The organism is Yersinia enterocolitica (assembly GCA_002082245.2).
Classification (GTDB): Bacteria; Pseudomonadota; Gammaproteobacteria; order Enterobacterales; family Enterobacteriaceae; genus Yersinia; species Yersinia enterocolitica_E.
In genome coordinates, this window is record NBTC02000002.1 from 1,637,212 (window position 1) to 1,657,365 (window position 20,154).

The window sequence follows — 20,154 nt, forward strand, 5'->3', positions numbered from 1 at the left end:
GTTATTCCCTACCTAGTAATTCTAAAATTTCCTGAGTCTTATCATTCATTAGTTCAATATTAGCTAAAGACTCAACATTCAAGCGCACAACCGGCTCTGTATTCGACGTTCTTAAATTAAAGCGCCAGTCGCTGTATTCAATATTGACACCATCGGTTAAATCAATATTGGTCGCATCAGGTTCGTAAATAGCTCTAATTTGAGCAATACGTTTGTGAGCATCAGTGAGTTTACGGTTAATCTCACCAGAGGCCGGGAATGCTTTCATTCGCTCACCCACAAATTGGCTCAAAGACATATTTTTGACGCAAAGCAATTCAGAAACTAACAACCATGGAATCATACCACTATCACAGTATGCAAAATTTCGGAAATAGTGGTGGGCACTCATTTCTCCACCATATATTGCATCTTCTTTACGCATTCTTTCTTTGATAAAGGCATGTCCCGTTTTTGACATAATTGGAATGCCACCAGCTTTTTCTACTATATCTATAGTATTCCAAGTCAAACGCGGATCATGAATAATCTTGGCACCAGGTTCTTTTTTCAAAAAAGCTTCAGCTAATAAACCAACAATATAATAACCTTCAATAAATTGCCCACTCTCATCGAAGAAGAAACAGCGGTCGAAATCGCCATCAAATGCTATGCCCATATCTGCACCAGATTCGGTAACAGCTCTTGCAGTGTCCGCTCGACATTCAGGTAACAGCGGATTAGGGATTCCATTGGGGAAATTACCATCAGGCTGATGGTGAACTGTTACAAATTCTATAGGGAGATGAGCTGCAGTAAAACGTTTTTCAATTTCATCAATAACATGTCCGGCCGCACCATTACCGGAATTTACTACTAACTTCAAAGGCTTGGTAAAGTTTTTAAAGTCAATATAGCCCATCAAATGATCAATATATTCATTAAGGACCGATACCTTCTTATAACTCCCTCTTTTACTTTGAACTGGTACAGTAAAGTTATTTTCTTCAGCAAGTTTTTGGATATCGCATAACCCTGTATCACCGCTAATGGGTTTAGCATTTTCTCTAACTAACTTCATACCGTTATAATTCATCGGATTATGGCTAGCTGTTACTTCGACTCCACCATCAACACCTAAATAAAATGTGGCGAAATAGATTTCTTCTGTTCCACTTAAACCAATATCTAATACATCGCTACCAGCATCCATCAAACCTTCTGCCAATGCCATTTTCAATGATTCACTAGTTAAACGAACATCGCCACCGACAACGATAGTTTTTGGTTTTAGATATTCACCAAAAGCTCGACCAATACGGTAAGCAATATCTTCATTCAACTCTGGACCTAATTGACCACGGATATCATAAGCTTTAAAACAAGTTAAGGTATTCATTGTTTCCTCTAAATCAGCAACGGCCATAATGGTCTTTAACTCGAATAATATCGTCATCGCCTAGATAAGAACCTGACTGTACTTCAATAAGCTCAAGTGGGATCTTACCGGGGTTTTCCAACATATGAAGTGAACCAATAGGGATGAATGTCGATTGATTTTCAGTAATTAAAAATGTTTTGTCGCCAATCGTCACTTTTGCTGTTCCTGATAACACAATCCAGTGCTCTGCCCGATGATGATGCATCTGCATGGAAAACGCGCCACCAGGTTTAACTGTAATCCGGTTAACATTAAAACGCTGTTCATTAACCACAATATCGCAGCGCCCCCAAGGACGATAAGTTTCTCGGTGACGGCGATACTCGCTACGTTTCGTCTGCTTGAGATATTCAACGATCTTTTTAACGTCTTGTACTTTAGATTTATCTACCACTAGCACCGCATCTTTAGTGCTGACAATGACTAAATTATCCACACCAACTGCAGCAACTAATTTCTCATCAGTATTGATATAGCAATTCTGTGTATCATGCAGGAATGTATCACCTGTAGTGGCATTACCTGATTTATCTTTGTTACTCACATCCCAAAGTGCGGACCAAGAACCAACGTCACTCCACCCCGCATCCAGCGGCACCACTACGGCGTTATTTGTTTTCTCCATTACCGCATAATCGATTGACTCATCAGGGCAGGCACTGAACTGATCTTTATCTATAGTGATGAAATCTTTGTCTGAATCAGAATCCTTCATCGCAGCTTTACAAGCATCAAGAATGTCTGGTCTAAATTTCTCTAACTCTTGAATATAACGTTTGGCCCGAAACATAAACATGCCACTATTCCAATAATATTCACCAGAATTGATATATTGTTCAGCAGTTTCTAAATTAGGTTTCTCAACAAACCGCTTGACGCTAAAAGCTTCCAAAGCCTCTTTGACTGTCGATTCTCCACGCTGAATATAACCATAACCCGTTTCTGGGCCGGTCGGAACAATCCCGAATGTTACCAGGCAATCCTTTTTAGCAAAAGGAATCGCACCGATAATAGCCTGGTGGTATGCATTACAGTTATTGATGATATGGTCAGCAGCCAACACCAACATTATCGGGTCGTCGCCTTGAGAGATAGCATTTAATGCGGCTAAAGCAATTGCAGGGGCAGTGTTGCGGCCAACGGGTTCTAATATTATATTATGTGAAAGTTTATTAATTTGTCGCAACTGCTCTGCGACCAGGAAACGGTGTTCTTCGTTACAAATGACAACCGGTTCTCTGACAGAAATCCCTTCTAAACGATTTACAGTTTCCTGCAACATCGAATTCACCCCGTGCAAGCGTAAAAATTGCTTTGGATAGAGTTCTCTTGACATCGGCCACAGGCGGCTGCCCGTACCGCCAGCCATAATCACGGGAAGTAACATCATATATCCTTAATCACCATAAAGTTTGAACTAAAGAGGTACCGCCACAACAAGTGAGAATGAAAACCATTTCACTTTAAATAATATGCTATTAAATAATTAGTTTTTACAATGCTACCGCCCTTGGCTTTTCAGCTACCAATAGCTATTGGGTCACATTTACAGCATAGTTTACGCATATCTTGCATTGCAGAATGCATGATTTTAGCAAGGAAAACACACCCAATTAATCATTTTATTTTATGGCTATTATATAGCATTAACTTTGACTTTAACTAGGAAACATCTGTGATTTTTATATGTTCACCAGAATGCGCATACCATAATAATATATCCACTTCAACCATTTAGATGTAAGTTTACGGCAGTTCTCTAGCATACTTTTTATTTTCAATCTCATCCAATTTTTATATTTAGATTTGAAAATTCCCAAGTATAAGCCCATTATTCACTTTGGCGGCATAAGCCGTAGAAATCAAAGGTGAAATTGGATATATGGAATGGATCGCAGATCCTACTATTTGGGCAGGACTGGCAACGCTGGTAGTGCTCGAAATTGTATTAGGCATTGACAACCTGATATTTATCGCCATTTTGGCAGAAAAGCTTCCACGTCATCAACGAGATAAAGCCAGAGTTACCGGTTTACTGTGCGCACTGTTGATGCGTTTGGTGCTGTTAGCCAGTATTTCATGGCTGGCCACATTAACGGCTCCCTTGGTCACCTTATCTGGCCACCCGTTCAGCGCCCGTGACTTAATCATGCTGGTCGGTGGGGTATTCCTGCTCTTTAAAGCCACCATGGAGTTAAACGAGCGGCTTGAAGGCAAGGACCAGCATCAAGGTCAGCAGCGCAAAGGTGCACGATTTTGGCCGGTCGTCGCACAAATTGTGGTGCTGGATGCCATATTCTCGCTCGATTCGGTTATTACTGCCGTCGGTATGGTAGACCACCTCGCGGTCATGATGGCTGCGGTCTGTATTGCCATAGGTTTGATGCTGTTGGCCAGTAAGCCATTAACCCGTTTTGTCAACGCGCATCCAACCATTGTCATACTCTGTCTGAGCTTCTTACTGATGATCGGTTTCAGCTTAGTGGCTGAAGGCTTTGGTTACCATATTCCAAAAGGATATCTGTACGCTGCGATTGGTTTCTCCGTCATTATTGAATCGCTCAATCAATTCGCACAATTCAATCGCCGTCGCTTTTTGTCAACGGTTAGACCGTTACGTGAAAGAACCGCAGAAGCAGTGTTACGTATGCTAAGTGGCAAACACGAAGAGGCCGAGCTGGATAACCATACTGCTAACCTGATCGCTGATAATACCAGTGTCGGCCAAGAGGTGTTCAATGAGCAGGAACGCCGCATGATTGAACGGGTGTTGGGGCTGGCGCAACGTACCGTGAGCAGCATCATGACATCACGGCATGATGTTGAGTATCTGGATCTTAACGATCCGCCAGAGAAACTGACTCAGTTGCTGACAAAAAATTTGCATACCCGAATTGTGGTTACTGAAGATAGTTCGACAGATGAACCCTTGGGCGTTATTCACGTCATTGATTTATTAAGGCAACAGTTAGCAGATGAAAAGCTCGACTTACGCGCATTGATTCGCCAACCGTTGATTTTCCCCGAGCAGGTTTCGCTGTTGATGGCATTAGAGCAGTTCCGTCAGGCACAGACGCATTTTGCCTTTGTCGTGGATGAATTCGGTTCCATCGAAGGGGTGGTTACCCTGACCGATGTGATGGAAACCATTGCTGGTAATCTGCCCGTGGCCGGTGAAGAGTTGGATGCCCGTCATGATATTCAGCAAACCGAGGATGGTTGCTGGATTGCGAATGGCTATATGCCGCTGGAAGATTTGGTGCTCTATCTGCCGCTACCTATCGATGATAAACGTGAATATCACACCTTGGCCGGGTTAATCATGGAGTATACCCAGCGCATCCCACAGGTCGGTGAACAGATGAAAATTGGTGACTACCTATTTGAGCCCTTGGAAGTCAGCAGCCATCGTATCTTGAAGGTAAAAATAACACCGCTGAAAGTGCCTGACCCAGATTATGAAGTGTAATAAACCATCGTGATTTGGCGTAAAAGCCGGGTAAACTCGCCCGGCTTTTTTATCGTGATAGATTGTGATTACAAGTGCACAGGCACCAGAATCTCAGTGGCAACAATCACCACCACCAACCCGACTAAAACCGGTACCGAGGTGCGTTTCACCACTTCAAATGGTGAAATTTTTGCCATACCAGCAACAGCAACCACCACGCCTGAAACCGGGGATAAAGTACGCCCCAAATTTGAAGCCTGTAGCATCGGAATAACCAGATAGGCTGGATTTATCCCCATCTGAGCTGCCAGTTTTGGAATCAATTCAACAAACGCATAGAACGGCGCATTGCCTGACCCGGTGGTCATGGCCGCCAGCATCGTAATCACCACCAGTACCAGCATCATAATAATGCCACCGGTACCAAAAGATTGAGCTAGCCCAATCAGACCACTGATAAAACCAACGGTACTCAACCCTTGTGCAAATACCCCGGCGGCAACCAAAAGCATTACTACAGTAGCAAACGCATCGGCCATGCCACGATAAGCCACCTCAAGGCCGGTAAATACCGTTTTAGCACTGAAGCTGCGTAAGAATTCAATGACGGCGGCAATCAGCATGCAAATCACCAACACCGTAATAATATGCAGTTCCGGCCCCCATTTACCGTCAAATATCAACACGCCGATAATCGGGGTAAAGGGTAAAATGGCGTAGAAACCCGGCGCATTGGTGGTGATGTCATTAACATCCATCATCTCATGCTTTTCCTGACTTTTATTATCCAGATAGCGCTGCCAGAAGAAGTGAGCGATAGCCATGCAGACAATCGCGGCAATAGAGATAGGTAAGGTGGTTTTAAAAGCAAAATCGACTAATGGCATCTCAGAGGCTTTCGCTGCCAGTACCACATCGCCTGAGGTTGGCGCGAGAATAATTGCCGCCGGTGATGCACAGATTGCAGCTGCGGCACCCCGACTGATACCGACGTTAACCATCACTGGGAACAGTGTCGCCATCAGTAACACGCCCAACCCGGTTGCCGATGATACCGCCAACGACATCAAGCAGGCCACAAGATAAGCCGCAACCATCAGTAAGTATGGGGAATTGATCATTTGCAGTGGTTTAGAGGCAATCTTAACCACGACATCATTGGCACCGATATGGGTCATATAAGCCGCAAAGCCACATAGCATCATGATCATCATGCCAAGATCGCCACCACGGCTCATCAGCAAGATTTTGACATATTCAACAATGTCCGTCGCCCGCCAGCCGGTTGAGGTCGCACTGGCAGGTAATACATTCTTGCCCATTAAGGCACTGATAATTAATAGCAGTAAACCACCGACCATCAGCACACCTGTTGCTGAATAGCCTTTAATAATATAACGGCCTACACCTACGGCCACGACTATCCCAATCAAAAGATCTAACATATACCCTCTCTGAATCTTGCCTGTTGCTGTGTGTTGCTAAATATTGCTTCAGCATTATTATCGTTAAAATACTTAAATGGCTCTGCACTCTGCCCAAAGTCCATCGGCGAGTTTATGACATCTATCAATGATTCGCAGAGATTTTAGAAACAAATAGTAGTTTGTGAGCAAGAGAGAGGATTTTATGTTTTGAATGGCGAGATTGGCGAACAATTACACAACAAATGGATAACAGTATGCCGTCATTATCTCCGATAAACAGCCATGCCTATCGGAGATAATGGGTAATTAAAGCTTATCGATAAGCTTTTTAAGATCTTTGCTAGCACGGTTTTGTTGATTACGCTCAGCCCAATCATTGAGTGCTTTTTTAGCTCGTTGCTGTAATTCATTACGCAACAACTGTTCGACATTCAATTGATAGCTAAGCTGAGTCCACGGACCATAAATGCGCAGAGGGATATCAGTACCTTGCAACATTTTTACCAGGCTATCTTGCCCGCTCCAGCCTTGCATAACCCGTACCGCCAGATTCATATCACATTGCTGTTCGGGTAAATTAAGTGACCCGTTACCTTTAATGGAAATCAACGCCGAATCGGCACTAAGATTACTGACTTTCATTGATCCTCGGTGCAAAGCCAGGCTCGCTTGTAGCTGTGTAACCTCAGTATAACGCTCATAACGATCCTGACCTTTGACATCACTGGAACTGCGGGTCACCGCCTGTTGAATAAGCTGTTGAATATTCAGCCCTTCCAGCCGCGCATTAGTCATGCCGAACTGCGCATCCCCCTGCCAACGGTGGTTGAATGCCTCAACATTAAGACCATCACCAGACAACTGAGCTTTCATGGAAAATTTGCCCGTCATCATCGGCGGCAAACCGGCGGCCAATAGAACCGGCCCCAATTCCATATGGTTTATCACTGGGTTAACGGTAGCCAGAACCCTCTTGCCCGTCACATCCAGTGAGCCTGGCAACGAAAAATCGCCCTCAACCGCACTACCGGTTAAGCGGCTAATCTCTACATTCCCGCGCTGATTAGAGGCTTGAAGATTGAGTTGACTGATTTTAATCGCCCGATAGACCAGGTTATTCGCCGTTAGCGATATTTGGGCGGTAAAGTCGCGTAATGCTTGCAAGTCCTGCCCGACATCATCCTCAGCCTGAATCGCAATCACCGGCGCTGTCACGGCAAGCTGTTTGGCCGTTTCTTTGCTGACAACCGTACTTTTAGACTCCCAACCAAAAATAGAGTCCAGATTAAGATTGTCGGCAGCCAAATTGATAACATAATCAGGTACCTTCCCCAAGGTGGCCTTGGCGGTCCCCGTCAACTGGTTGTTATTAGCTGAGAAGCTCAGTTGGTTCAGCAATAATTGTTGAATATCGTGTTGATAACTGGCTTGTAGTGTCCCTTCGCCGCTCACGCCGCCAACAGGAATATCCGCACCTTCCAATTTATAACTGAATTGGCTGATATTGGCGCTGTACTGCTGTGGATAATGGCGCATGTCTGCATCCGCGACCATTGAGAAAGTCACATCACGTTGGTTACGGTTAACACGGCTGGAGAGAGAGATATGTACTTGGCGTTGGGCATCTTGTTGAAGTTCAAGATTGATATCACGTACATTGACTTGATCATTGTCTGCCCGCTGCCAAATCAACAGGCTATCAGCGATTTGTACTTTATTAATGTCGAGCTTCCAGGCACGGTGCTCATTAACAGGCACATTACCGGATGGTGCAACAGGAGCGTCAGGCTGTTGTTGGGCTTCACTGTCGGGCGTCAAGCGGATAACCGCCCCTTTCAACATCACCTGTTTTACTTCAAGTTGATGTGATAATAGAGGCCAAAGTTTGACATCCAGGCGCATATTTTCAGCACTGACAACCGGTGCCGCCGCACCGGGGGCAGTCAGCGCGGTCCGGCCAGCAATAATGCTAAGCTGGGGCCAGACATGCCAGCGCAAATCCCCTTCCAGTTGCAACTGATAACCACTTTTTCTCTCTACCTGTTTGACCATGTAGGCGCGAAAGTCATTAGGATTAACCAGCAATACTAATGCGCTCATCCCTGCAACTAACACAACCAGCAGGATAATTAACGTCGTCAGTAATCGTCTCATGACATCCTCTTGTCTAATCAGGCTAAAAAGTCCAAACAGGCTAAACTTTCCGCAAGAAATGGCTAATCTTTATCGATACGACTGGCTACAGCGCCTTGTTGACCGCGATATTTTGCGTCCTGACGGCTATTATAAGGGCGCGCTGCCGGGCCGGAGAGTGGTTCAAAACTCAGCGCGCCAATTAACATCCCTGGGCGTAGCGCTAATGGCAGCTTACCTGAATTATAGAACTCCAGCACAATCCTGCCTTGCCAACCCGGATCTATACGGTGTGCGGTAACATGCACCATTAATCCAAGGCGAGCTAATGAGGAACGACCATCAAGCCAGCCGACCAAGTCATCAGGGATTGTCACCGACTCCAGTGTCACTGCCAGCGCCAACTCCCCTGGATGCAGGAAGAATGCCTCCCCTTCCGGCAGATTGATTTCATCGCTCATGACGCGTTCCAGCGCTTCGCTGACTTCATCCTTCGGGCCGCTTAAGTCAATAAATGCCGCCGTGTGACCATTGAATACACGGAATTGGTTGCCTAAGCGAACATCGACTGTGGCACCATTGATACGTTCTACCGGTGGGCGAGGATCAATACCTAATTTACCGCTGTCCAGCCAGGCTTCTATGTCACGATCGCACAGTCTCATTGCTAAAATCTCCATCAAAATTCGCATGTTACAGCTTATCTACTACGCAAGCTGCCATATTAAGAAGCAAAGGTCCAGACGAACATTACTCAAAGAACTGACTGATTTTCGCTTTTAGAATATCGATCGCAATTCGGTTCTTACCACCGCGAGGAACGATAATGTCAGCATATTGTTTGGACGGTTCTATAAATTGCAGAAACATTGGACGCACAGTCTTCTGATATTGCGCCATCACAGAATCCATCGAACGACCACGCTCATTAACATCACGCTTCATACGGCGCATCAGGCAGATATCCAGCGGGGTATCAACAAAGATCGAGAAATTCATCTCCTGACGCAGACGGATATCGGTCAACAACAAGATCCCTTCCAAAATAATCACTTTTTTGGGTTCTAAATGGACGGTCTCTTTTTTGCGGGTGTGCTCAGTGTAACTGTAAAGCGGCAGCTCAATCGATCGGCCTGCTTTCAACGATTGCAAATGCTCCAGCAATAAGTTGTGATCCATGGCACTGGGATGGTCATAGTTGGTTTTGACCCGCTCTTCCATTGACAGATGACTCTGGTCTTTGTAATAGCCATCCTCAGGGATAACGCCGATATGTTGGTCACCTACCTGCTCGCGTAATTCGCGATACAGCGTGCTGGCGATAAGACTTTTTCCGGAGGCTGAGGCACCCGCTATCCCGATAATGACGCACTGGTGTGCTTTGTCAGTCATAAAATTAAAGACCTGATTACGAAGTGTGAGGGGAGACAAAGCACGCTAGGTGCTTCGAGCGCGGCAATTATAAGGAGTTAGCGGGTTTGATGCCAGCACTATACCCTGCGTCTTTGACGCCGCAGGGGTGTTAGCGGCTCTCACGCACCCGAATCACTGACTTATGTCAGCTCATCGGGATTTATTCGTTTGCTGCCTACCTGCAACGCCAATGACTTTGGGTATAATTTTGCGTCTTTGACGCCGCAGGGGTGTTAGCGGCTCTCACGCACCCGAATCACTGACTTATGTCAGCTCATCGGGATTTATTCGTTTGCTGCCTACCTGCAACGCCAATGACTTTGGGCATAATTTTGCGTCTTTGACGCCGCAGGGGGGTTAGCGGCTGTTACACCGCGCGGAATGAGATTTCCGTTGGGATAGCTTCCCCTTGCCAGTACATCTCTGCCGCCACATTTGATGCCAGTTGGCGATAGATATCAGCAAATTCACTGTCAGGGTGGCTAATAACCGTTGGTTCGCCGCGATCAAGATCTTCGCGCAAAGAAATATGCAATGGAATTTGGCCCAACAGTTTGCAATGGTACTTCTGCGCCAGTTTCTCCGCCCCGCCGGTGCCGAAAATAGGCTCCAAATGGCCGCAATTGCTGCAAATATGCATGCTCATATTTTCAATAATACCCAACACTGGCACATGCACTTTCTCAAACATCACAATGCCTTTCATGGCATCGATTAAGGCAATGTCTTGTGGCGTTGTCACCACCAATGCTCCCGTCACCGGAATATTTTGCGACAGCGTCAACTGGATATCACCGGTACCCGGTGGCATATCAATCACCAAATAATCCAAATCCGGCCATAAGGTGTCTTGCAGCATCTGCATCAATGCCTTACTGGCCATTGGGCCGCGCCACACCATAGCGTTCTCATCAGTGACCAGATAACCAATCGAGTTAGTCGCCAGACCGTGAGCCATGATCGGTGCCATATGCTTGCCGTCAGGGGACGTTGGCCGCTGATTCATGGTTCCAAGCATATTGGGAATGGAAGGGCCATAAATATCGGCATCCAGAATGCCGACTTTGGCCCCCTCTTCCGCCAATGCCAGTGCCAGATTAACGGCGGTACTGGATTTCCCCACACCACCTTTACCCGAGCTGACAGCCACAATATTACGCACGCCTTTGATACCCGGCTGATCATTGGCACGTTTGAGCGTGGTGATATTATGTGACAGTTTCCAATCAATAGCTTTAGCACCAGTCACTGCCAGCAATTCCCCGCTGACCGACTCTTTCAATGCATCAAAACCATATTGCCAGGCAAACGGCATCACCAGCTCGATATGCAACACATTGTCCAATAAGGCGCAATGGTGAATAGCACGCAGGGTATGGAGATCCTTTTGCAAGGTTGGGTGAGTAAAGGCCGTAAGAACCTTTGAAATTTGTGATTGCAGCAGGTCAGGGGTGGTCTGCTCGGGGGATTTTGGGCTCATCCCGGCTCCTTGAATTTATCGTTATTAACCAATGATAGTGTACCAGAACTCAGTTGCCCCTGTGTCACCAAAGTAAACCGATTATGACTTAAGGCAAAGTGCAGGTTGCCTTACCCTAGCGGCAAGCCAGCATATCGGTTAACATCAAAGACCCTTTAATCGACATAAAGAAAGCAATTTCCCACTATGGCTCAAGTCGCGAAAAAAATATTGGTGACGTCCGCGCTACCATACGCTAACGGTTCTATACATCTCGGCCACATGCTCGAGCACATCCAGGCAGATATCTGGGTCCGTTTCCAGCGAATGCGCGGCAACCAGGTTCATTTTATCTGTGCAGATGATGCCCACGGCACCCCGATCATGCTGAAAGCTCAGCAACTGGGTATCGAACCAGAGCAGATGATTGCCGAAATGAGCCAGGAACACCAACAGGATTTCGCCGGTTTCGCTATCAGTTATGATAACTATCACTCCACTCACAGTGATGAAAACCGTGAACTGTCGAGCCTGATATACAGCCGTCTGAAAGCAAACGGTTATATCAAGAATCGCACCATTTCTCAGCTCTATGACCCTGAGAAAGGCATGTTCCTGCCCGATCGTTTTGTCAAAGGCACCTGTCCGAAGTGTAAAGCGCCAGATCAATATGGCGATAACTGTGAAGTGTGTGGCGCAACCTACAGCCCGACTGAACTTATCGATCCAAAGTCGGCAGTTTCTGGTGCGACTCCGGTGATGCGCGAATCTGAACATTTCTTCTTCGACCTGCCGGCCTTCAGCGATATGTTGCAAGCCTGGACGCGTTCTGGCGCGCTGCAAGAGCAAGTTGCGAACAAAATGCAGGAATGGTTTGAGTCTGGCCTACAACAGTGGGATATCACCCGTGATGCGCCCTACTTCGGTTTTGAAGTACCGGATGCGCCAGGTAAATATTTCTATGTCTGGCTGGATGCCCCAATCGGCTATATGGGGTCGTTTAAGAATCTGTGCGACAAGCGCGGCGACCTGGACTTTGATGAGTTCTGGCGTGAGGGTTCTGAAACCGATCTTTATCACTTTATTGGTAAAGACATTGTTTACTTCCATAGCCTGTTTTGGCCTGCCATGTTGGAAGGCAGCAATTTCCGCAAACCGACCAATATCTTTGTTCATGGTTATGTCACGGTAAACGGCGCGAAAATGTCGAAATCACGCGGCACATTCATTAAAGCCAGCACCTACCTGCAACACTTTGATGCCGATTGCTTGCGTTATTACTACGCCGCGAAACTCTCTTCGCGCATTGATGATATTGATTTAAATCTGGAAGATTTTGTCCAGCGTGTTAATACCGATATCGTCAATAAAGTTGTGAATCTGGCTTCGCGTAATGCAGGTTTTATCAATAAACGCTTTGGCGGTAAATTAGCCGACCAGTTGGCAGATCCAGTGCTGTATAAAACCTTCACTGATGCGGCTATCAGCATTGCAGATGCCTATAATAGCCGCGAATCAGGCAAAGCTATCCGTGAAATTATGGCACTGGCTGATATTGCCAATCGTTATGTTGATGAACAAGCCCCGTGGGTGATAGCGAAAGAGGAAGGTCGCGATGCCGACCTACAAGCGGTTTGCTCCTTGGGTATCAATCTGTTCCGCGTACTGATGACTTACCTGAAACCGGTATTGCCATCGCTGACTGAACGTACTGAGGCTTTCCTCAATACCGAACTAACGTGGGATAGCATTCAACAACCGCTGTTAGGCCATCAGATCAATACCTTTAAAGCCCTGTTCAATCGTATCGAGTTAGATAAAGTTAACGAAATGGTTACTTCGTCTAAAGCGGATATGGCACCAACAGTGGTAGCCACCGGGCCATTAGCTGACTCTCCGATTCAGGAAACCATCAGTTTTGATGATTTTGCTAAAGTGGATATGCGTATTGCGCTGATTCAGCAGGCAGAATTTGTTGAAGGCTCTGATAAGTTATTGAAACTGACTTTGGATATCGGCGGCCAAACTCGCCAGGTCTTCTCTGGCATCCGTTCTGCATATCCTGACCCGAAAGTATTGGAAGGCCGATTGACCATGATGGTGGCTAACCTGGCACCTCGCAAAATGCGCTTCGGTCTTTCAGAAGGTATGGTGATGGCGGCAGGCCCTGGCGGTAAAGATATCTTCCTGCTTAGCCCAGACAGTGGTGCCCAACCCGGCATGCAAGTGAAATGATTTGATGTATGACAGTGTTCTCTGACGAAAGTGGTTGTCAGGGAATAACTAAATTGTCAGGAAATAGCAAAAATGCCGGTCAGGGGAAACCTAACCGGCATTTTTTATCGCACAATGTTGGTAATGGTGGACAACCGCTCCCGTTGCCATGCCTCCAACCAAAACAGCATATTAATAAATAAGCTTAATGAGAAAATAAGAAACAGAATACTGTCCAGCAAAGAAACCTTAATTAGCGCATTAATAATAATATTCTTATGATGTTTCATCTCGACAAAACCTGATGCGAAAAACCAAAATACGCCGATGGCGCCTAATAAATTTAACATCACAACCGGCCAATGCCACCTTGCCAGTAAAAAGAAAATCCACGACAGTAACATCAGGGAAATAATGGCATCATCCAGTTCAAATAATAGAAAGAAACTTATATATAATGCACTAAAGCAAGCAATAGCGAGACCAAACGGATACTCTTCCGTTATAACAGCAGCAAATTGTTTTTTTCGCTCACAATCTGGCAGCTTCACATCATAAATATTTATAAATATCAGATACAGTAAAAATAAATCTGATAAGAATGAGGTAACTGTATTGTGTATAACCATTTCAATAATGGGGAAAAGATGAAAAACCAACCAATAAGGCGTCAGATTTTGGTAGGTTAACCGATTGAAGCAAGGCAGCAATAAGACTAATGAGTAGACTGCGGGGAAAACCTGAATCGATAAAGACAAGACTTCATCTGCTAAATCAGGAAATAGTATTATTATTAAAAAAATGAGTACCGTCAATGCTAATAAATAGCGAATAAATAGAAATAAAAACTCACTGCGTGACAGATAAAAATAGATATTCTTATAGGTAAAACAGCACAAACTCAATTGTGTTCTATCAGCACTCTCCTGCCTGAATTTATATAGACTGCTAACTTTTTCCATAGTGACTTTAATCCTTTAAATATCATTAACTTTAAAATTGCAAAACCTATCTATATTATGGAATTGAACCTCTATTATTGATTACTACACATTTTCATTAGGGTATCAGTACTGAGCAAACAACGAAATAAAAAATTAATCCTAATAAAAATAAGGGAATACTCAACGCAAGAATAAACCATTGTAATAGAAAGGTTATTAAGCCTATTTCCTCGCAGCATAATAATCCATTAGCCCTATTTTGCTGCTTATTTAAGCCATCCAAACTAAAAGATATAACCCAATCCAAAAATTCATAACAAAGTTAATTCCTAATCAAAATAGTTATGGTTATGATGCTGTACAGCGGCGAATAGACGTCTAGACACAAAGATAGCCATAACAACGACAACACCACTCACTTTGCATAACTTATCGACACCATGACGGAGTTTTGGATGAAAAAAATTGCTTCCCCTTTACTGGCCCTGAGCCTACTGACAGCACTGCCGGTATTCGCAGCGGACACCGCCACGGTAGCCCCGATCCCAGATGCTATCGCCAAACATCCAGGGCAGATTAAAATTGCCGTGATCCGTAACCTGGGATCTGATGACAACACCACTCAATTTTTGTCCGGTGTATTAAAAGAAGGTAAAAAGCTCGGTTTCAAAGTCGATACCTTCTTGAGCAACGGTGACGACGCCCGTTTTCAAGACTTTGTGAATCAGGCCATCAGCCAAAAATATGACGGCATCATTCTCTCTCAGGGGCGTGACCCGTACTCAACCGAACTGGTTAAACGGATTGCAGCCAGCGGCATTGCGGTATCGGTGTTCGATACCGCTATTCAGGGCGAGATTCCCGGCCTGACCGTCACTCAGCAGGATGATGCATCCCTGACCAATGAATCCTTTGGCCAATTGGTCAAAGACTTCAACGGTAAAGCCAATATCATCAAGCTTTGGGTTGCCGGTTTCCCACCGATGGAACGTCGCCAGGCCGCTTATCAGGCACTGCTAAAACAGAATCCGGGTATTCATGAACTGGAGTCTATCGGAGCCGTGTCTTCTGATGTGCAGGGTGATACCGCCAATAAAGTCGGTGCCGTATTGGCAAAATATCCGAAAGGCAAAATCGACGCAATCTGGGGAACTTGGGATGCCTTTACTCAAGGCGCTTATAAAGCCTTACAGGAAAATGGCCGTACCGAGATCAAACTCTACAGCATTGATATATCGAATCAGGATTTACAACTGATGCGTGAAGCCAATAGCCCATGGAAAGTCAGTGTTGCCGTCGATCCTAAACTGATTGGAGCCGTTAACTTACGTTTGGTCGCCAAGAAGATTGCTGGGGAAGAGACGCCTGCCAGTTATGAGTTCCGTGCTGCATCCATTCCACAAGCCTTGCTGGCCAGTCAACCCGGCGCGGTTAACGTGGCAGGCTTGAGTAAAATCATTCCGGGCTGGGGCCAATCCGATGATTTCAACTCACCCTGGTTCGCCACCCTTGCCGCCAAAAACGGCCAGTAAATCTAACCGACTGGGAGTGAAATAGATGGCAACGCAAGCTTCCTTGCCACAACCCGAATACAGCCGCAATATGCGGCTGATTGGCCATAGCAATCAGGGCGGAAAACCCGACGGTGTACAGGTAATGGTGCACCGTGGCTATGCCTATGTCGGCCATATGGTATCGCAAGGGGTATCAATTATTGATGTGCGGGATGCGAAAAATCCGCGCCCGGCAGGTTTTATCGCCGCTCCCCCCAATACTTGGAACGTACACTTACAAGTCCATGATGACCTGCTGCTGGTGATTAACGCACGCGACCTGTTTGCCGACGCCAGTTTTGCGCAAGAGAAAGTCTATTACACCCGCTCCGTGGCACAAACCGTCAGTACCCGGCAGGAAGGTCGCAGTTGGAGTGCCGGTTTACGTATTTTTGATATTTCGATACCGGATAGACCGCGTGAAATTAGCTTCCTGCCGCTTGATGGTATTGGTATTCATCGCATCTGGTATGTTGGCGGCCGCTGGGCTTATGTTTCTGCATTGCTGGATGGCTACAGTGATTATATTTTCCTGGCCATTGATCTGGCTGACCCGCAAAAACCACAGGTGGCGGGGCGTTATGCTTTACCCGGCATGCATACTGCGGCGGGTGAGCAACCAAGCTGGCCAGAAGGCAAACGTTACGCATTGCATCATGCCATTATCAGCGGTGATACAGCCTATGGCAGTTGGCGCGATGGTGGACTGACCCTGCTGGATGTCTCTGACCGGCATGAGCCGAAACTGATCAGCCATCGCAACTGGAGCCCCCCCTTTGGTGGCGGTACCCATACTGCACTTCCATTGCCAGACCGCGACCTATTAGTGGTGCTGGATGAGGCGGTGCTGGATAATCAGGAAGATGGTGAAAAGCATATTTGGCTGTTCGATATTCGTGAGCCAAGCAATCCGGTGAGTATCTCAACTTTTCCGGTACCTGATGAGCGGGATTACGTCACAAAAGGGGCGCATTTCGGCCCGCACAACCTGCATGAGAACCGCCCAGGCAGCTTTATCAGTTCGTCACTGATTTTTGCTACCTATCAAAATGCCGGAGTGCGCGCTTACGACATCAGTAACCCATACCAACCGAAGGAAACCGGTGCATTAGTGCCTGCAGCCCCGGAAAAAATGGTGGATAAACGCCCTGGTCGGCCACAAGTTATTCAGTCATGTGATGTGTTTGTTGATGCACAAGGGATTATCTACAGCACCGATTATAACGCTGGGCTGTCAATCATCGAATATTTAGGTTAATTATCCTCTTCGTCCTTGACGTTACTGCTATGTTAGCGGTAACGCCCATGACCTTGGCGATATCAATTACTGGCAGATCGATTCAGGCCGATCTGCTGCTTACAAAAATTTTTCCTCCCTCCCCCCTCTCTTTATCGCCGCAATAGTCTAATGTAGTTGGTTGAGCCACTGTCGTAGCGCTGTGCGAGTCATTCTTTTTATTAGAAATAATCCGCATAGATATATCTTATTATCCAAATAATTAAAAAAGAAAATGCCATGAAAGGATTTCCATCACGTGTCACCAATTTATTGATTGCTTCGCTGGTCCTGACTATTGGGCGAGCTATCACCCTGCCCTTTATAACTATCTATTTGGCTGAGCATTTTCAGTTGGCTCCCGATAAAGTCGGGCTGGTGTTAGGGGCAAGTTTGACGTTAGGTATTTTCACTAGCCTATATGGTGGCTATCTGGTGGACAAATTCAATAAAAAGCTATTGATTTTGCTCGCAATAAGTCTGTTTTCTGCCACATTTTTTACTTTGCCATGGATTGAGCATCCGGCCTGGATCATTCTGATTTTGGCGCTGCTGCATTCGGCCTACTCGGTTTACAGTATCGCGCTCAAAGCCTGTTTTGCTGATTGGCTGCCAGTAAATGAACGTATTAAAGCCTTTTCAGCTAACTACACACTGGTCAATGTCGGCTGGGCGGTGGGGCCGGCGATGGGGGTTTTGGTGGTTGGTTTTGGCTCACAATTGCCTTTTATCATTTCGGGTGTATTGGCGTTGCTGGTCGCGGTGGCGTTGAAATTCAGAATAAGCAGTACCGATATGTTAGCAACAGAACATTCAGCCAGCGAATCAGTACCGGATTTCCGCCAAACATTTACTATCTTACGTTGTGATAAACGGCTGATTTACTTCACCCTGGGCAGTATGCTCAGTGCCATTGTCTTTGGCCAATTCTCGGGTTATTTATCTCAATATCTGATTACGGTGTCAGATGCTAAATTTGCCTATCAGGTGATCGGTGCAGTAATGACCGTTAATGCAACTATTGTGATTACCCTGCAATACTTATTAAGTCGCCGTATGAATCAGCAGAACTTAATGCGCTGGCTGATGTTTGGCACCCTGTTCTTTATCATTGGCCTACTCGGATTTATGGCGGCTCAAGATTCAATTCCACTATGGATGCTGGCAATGGCGATTTTCTCATTGGGCGAAATTATTGTTATCCCAGTCGAATACTTGTTTATCGATTTTATTGCTCCAGCGAATCTCAAAGGCAGTTACTATGGGGTACAAAATCTCGGTCAGTTAGGCGGAGCGATTAATCCGGTACTTTGTGGCTTCTTGCTAGCCTGGGCCGCACCGCAGATGATGTTCTATATGCTGATTATCGCGGCTATTTTGGGGCTGGCATTTTTCTATCGTGGCTATCGATTGGCTAAGACGCAGTCGGCTCAACCCCATCAGGTATCAGAACATACCCAATAGGCGCCCAGATGCAGCAAGGCGGGCTGCGAATAAGTTATGTGTAGTAGCAAATCAACACGCTCACAGTTTGATACATGATGAGTCTATTATTCATAGTGTGACAGCTAGCACATAATCAAACTTAATTGTATGATGAATGCACTCCGTAACTCAGGACCTTTTCTATGCGCAATGTGACTTCACTTTGCTGGCAGTACCTGCGGGCTTTCGCCATTATTTATCTGTGCTTATGGGCGGGTAAAGCACTGGCTTTGCTGCTGCCTATCACCATCCCTGGCAGTATCATTGGGATGCTGATTCTATTTGCTCTGCTGGCATCCCAGATATTGCCTTCAATCTGGGTGAAACCCGGTTGCCACCTACTGATCCGTTATATGGCGCTGTTGTTTGTGCCGATTGGTGTCGGTGTGATGCAGTACTACGACCAACTGACTAAACAGTTTGGTCCCATCGTAGTTTCCTGCTTTGTCAGCACCCTAATTGTCATGTTGGTGGTGGCTTACAGTTCTCATTATGTTCACCGCGAACGCAAAGTCATTGGTTCTCCTACCCATACCGAGGACGACAAATGATCAGCAATTTATGGTGGTCACTGCCACTCACCTTAATCGTATTCTTTGGTGCGCGTCGCTTAGCCCGCTGGCTGAAAATGCCACTGCTTAACCCATTATTGATATCGATGGTTGTTATCATTCCATTGCTGCTGGTCACGCATATGCCCTATGCCAACTATTTTGCTGGCAGCAAAGTATTGAATGATTTACTGCAACCCGCCGTGGTGGCGCTAGCTTTCCCGCTATATGAACAATTGCATCAAATTCGCGCCCGCTGGAAATCCATTATCAGTATCTGTTTTATTGGCAGTATTACCGCCATGGTTAGTGGTACGGCGGTCGCCCTGTGGATGGGAGCAACCCCGGAGATTGCGGCTTCGGTATTGCCTAAATCTGTCACCACACCTATTGCCATGGCCGTCGCTGAGTCTATCCATGGCTTACCCGCCATCAGCGCAGTATGCGTCATTTTTGTCGGTATTTTGGGTGCGGTATTTGGCCATAGCTTGCTAAATTTATTAAAGATAACCACTAAGGCCTCGCGAGGTTTAGCCATGGGTACCGCCTCCCATGCACTGGGCACCGCCCGTTGTGCTGAAATGGACTTTCAGGAAGGTGCATTTAGCTCACTGGCACTGGTAATCTGCGGGATTATCACTTCACTGTTGGCTCCTTTCCTATTCCCGGTGTTACTCCATTTGTTCGGCTAATGGCGTGAGACCCTGACGCGCAAACGCACATCAGGGTCTACAGTAACAAGGGGAAATAGCGCCTGTTTTCAGGTTTAAATTTGAGATACATCTCTCATTTGAGATTTTACTTGCATCGATTTCATTGGTAATGAGA

General features: G+C 46.0%; 15 protein-coding genes. 7 read left to right on the forward strand and 8 right to left on the reverse strand.

Annotation, left to right across the window (positions count from 1 at the left end; translation table 11 throughout):
• Position 1: 1 nt before the first annotated feature.
• Positions 2-1,378, reverse strand: coding sequence for a phosphomannomutase (locus A6J66_008935; GenBank protein ID PNM26953.1), 1,377 nt, complete (start codon positions 1,376-1,378; stop codon positions 2-4).
• Between the two features lie 13 nt (positions 1,379-1,391).
• A complete protein-coding gene (locus A6J66_008940; GenBank protein ID PNM24306.1) occupies positions 1,392-2,807 on the reverse strand; it encodes a mannose-1-phosphate guanylyltransferase/mannose-6-phosphate isomerase in 1,416 nt (471 codons plus the stop codon).
• Between the two features lie 495 nt (positions 2,808-3,302).
• On the opposite strand from A6J66_008940, the gene A6J66_008945 reads away from it, so the two are divergent.
• A complete protein-coding gene (locus A6J66_008945) occupies positions 3,303-4,889 on the forward strand; it encodes a TerC family protein (GenBank protein PNM24307.1) in 1,587 nt (528 codons plus the stop codon).
• 68 nt (positions 4,890-4,957) lie between these two features.
• On the opposite strand, the gene A6J66_008950 is transcribed toward A6J66_008945, so the two are convergent.
• The 5 genes from A6J66_008950 to A6J66_008970 form a co-directional block, all read right to left on the reverse strand.
• Complete coding sequence (locus A6J66_008950) at positions 4,958-6,316, reverse strand: anaerobic C4-dicarboxylate transporter DcuC (GenBank protein PNM24308.1); 1,359 nt, start codon at positions 6,314-6,316, stop codon at positions 4,958-4,960.
• A 288-nt stretch (positions 6,317-6,604) separates the two neighbouring features.
• Positions 6,605-8,452, reverse strand: a complete 1,848-nt coding sequence (locus A6J66_008955; GenBank protein PNM24309.1) for an outer membrane assembly protein AsmA — start codon at positions 8,450-8,452, stop codon at positions 6,605-6,607.
• 62 nt (positions 8,453-8,514) lie between these two features.
• A complete protein-coding gene (locus tag A6J66_008960; GenBank protein ID PNM24310.1) occupies positions 8,515-9,096 on the reverse strand; it encodes a dCTP deaminase in 582 nt (193 codons plus the stop codon).
• 85 nt (positions 9,097-9,181) lie between these two features.
• Positions 9,182-9,823: a uridine kinase gene (locus A6J66_008965; GenBank protein ID PNM24311.1), complete on the reverse strand. Its 642-nt coding sequence runs from the start codon at positions 9,821-9,823 to the stop codon at positions 9,182-9,184.
• Between the two features lie 388 nt (positions 9,824-10,211).
• The gene (locus A6J66_008970) at positions 10,212-11,324 is read right to left on the reverse strand and encodes an iron-sulfur cluster carrier protein ApbC (GenBank protein PNM24312.1); all 1,113 of its coding nucleotides are present in this window, start codon (positions 11,322-11,324) and stop codon (positions 10,212-10,214) included.
• A 186-nt stretch (positions 11,325-11,510) separates the two neighbouring features.
• On the opposite strand from A6J66_008970, the gene metG reads away from it, so the two are divergent.
• The gene (gene metG / locus A6J66_008975; protein ID PNM24313.1) at positions 11,511-13,538 is read left to right on the forward strand and encodes a methionine--tRNA ligase; all 2,028 of its coding nucleotides are present in this window, start codon (positions 11,511-11,513) and stop codon (positions 13,536-13,538) included.
• Positions 13,539-13,642: 104 nt separating this feature from the next.
• On the opposite strand, the gene A6J66_008980 is transcribed toward metG, so the two are convergent.
• Complete coding sequence (locus tag A6J66_008980) at positions 13,643-14,479, reverse strand: hypothetical protein (GenBank protein ID PNM24314.1); 837 nt, start codon at positions 14,477-14,479, stop codon at positions 13,643-13,645.
• A 422-nt stretch (positions 14,480-14,901) separates the two neighbouring features.
• On the opposite strand from A6J66_008980, the gene A6J66_008985 reads away from it, so the two are divergent.
• The 5 genes from A6J66_008985 (at position 14,902) to A6J66_009005 (ending at position 20,018) form a co-directional block, all read left to right on the forward strand.
• Entirely contained in the window at positions 14,902-15,993 is a 1,092-nt protein-coding gene (locus tag A6J66_008985; protein ID PNM24315.1) for a sugar ABC transporter substrate-binding protein, read from the forward strand.
• Between the two features lie 25 nt (positions 15,994-16,018).
• Complete coding sequence (locus A6J66_008990; protein PNM24316.1) at positions 16,019-17,272, forward strand: hypothetical protein; 1,254 nt, start codon at positions 16,019-16,021, stop codon at positions 17,270-17,272.
• Positions 17,273-17,530: 258 nt separating this feature from the next.
• Positions 17,531-18,754 (forward strand): MFS transporter, encoded by a 1,224-nt coding sequence (locus tag A6J66_008995; GenBank protein PNM24317.1) that lies wholly within the window; start codon positions 17,531-17,533, stop codon positions 18,752-18,754.
• A gap of 164 nt (positions 18,755-18,918) precedes the next feature.
• Positions 18,919-19,326, forward strand: a complete 408-nt coding sequence (locus A6J66_009000) for a hypothetical protein (protein PNM24318.1) — start codon at positions 18,919-18,921, stop codon at positions 19,324-19,326.
• On the forward strand, positions 19,323-20,018 hold the full coding sequence (locus A6J66_009005) for a CidB/LrgB family autolysis modulator (protein PNM24319.1): 696 nt from the start codon (positions 19,323-19,325) through the stop codon (positions 20,016-20,018). The genes A6J66_009000 and A6J66_009005 overlap by 4 nt, the downstream gene beginning before the upstream one ends.
• The last annotated feature ends 136 nt before the right edge of the window (positions 20,019-20,154 follow it).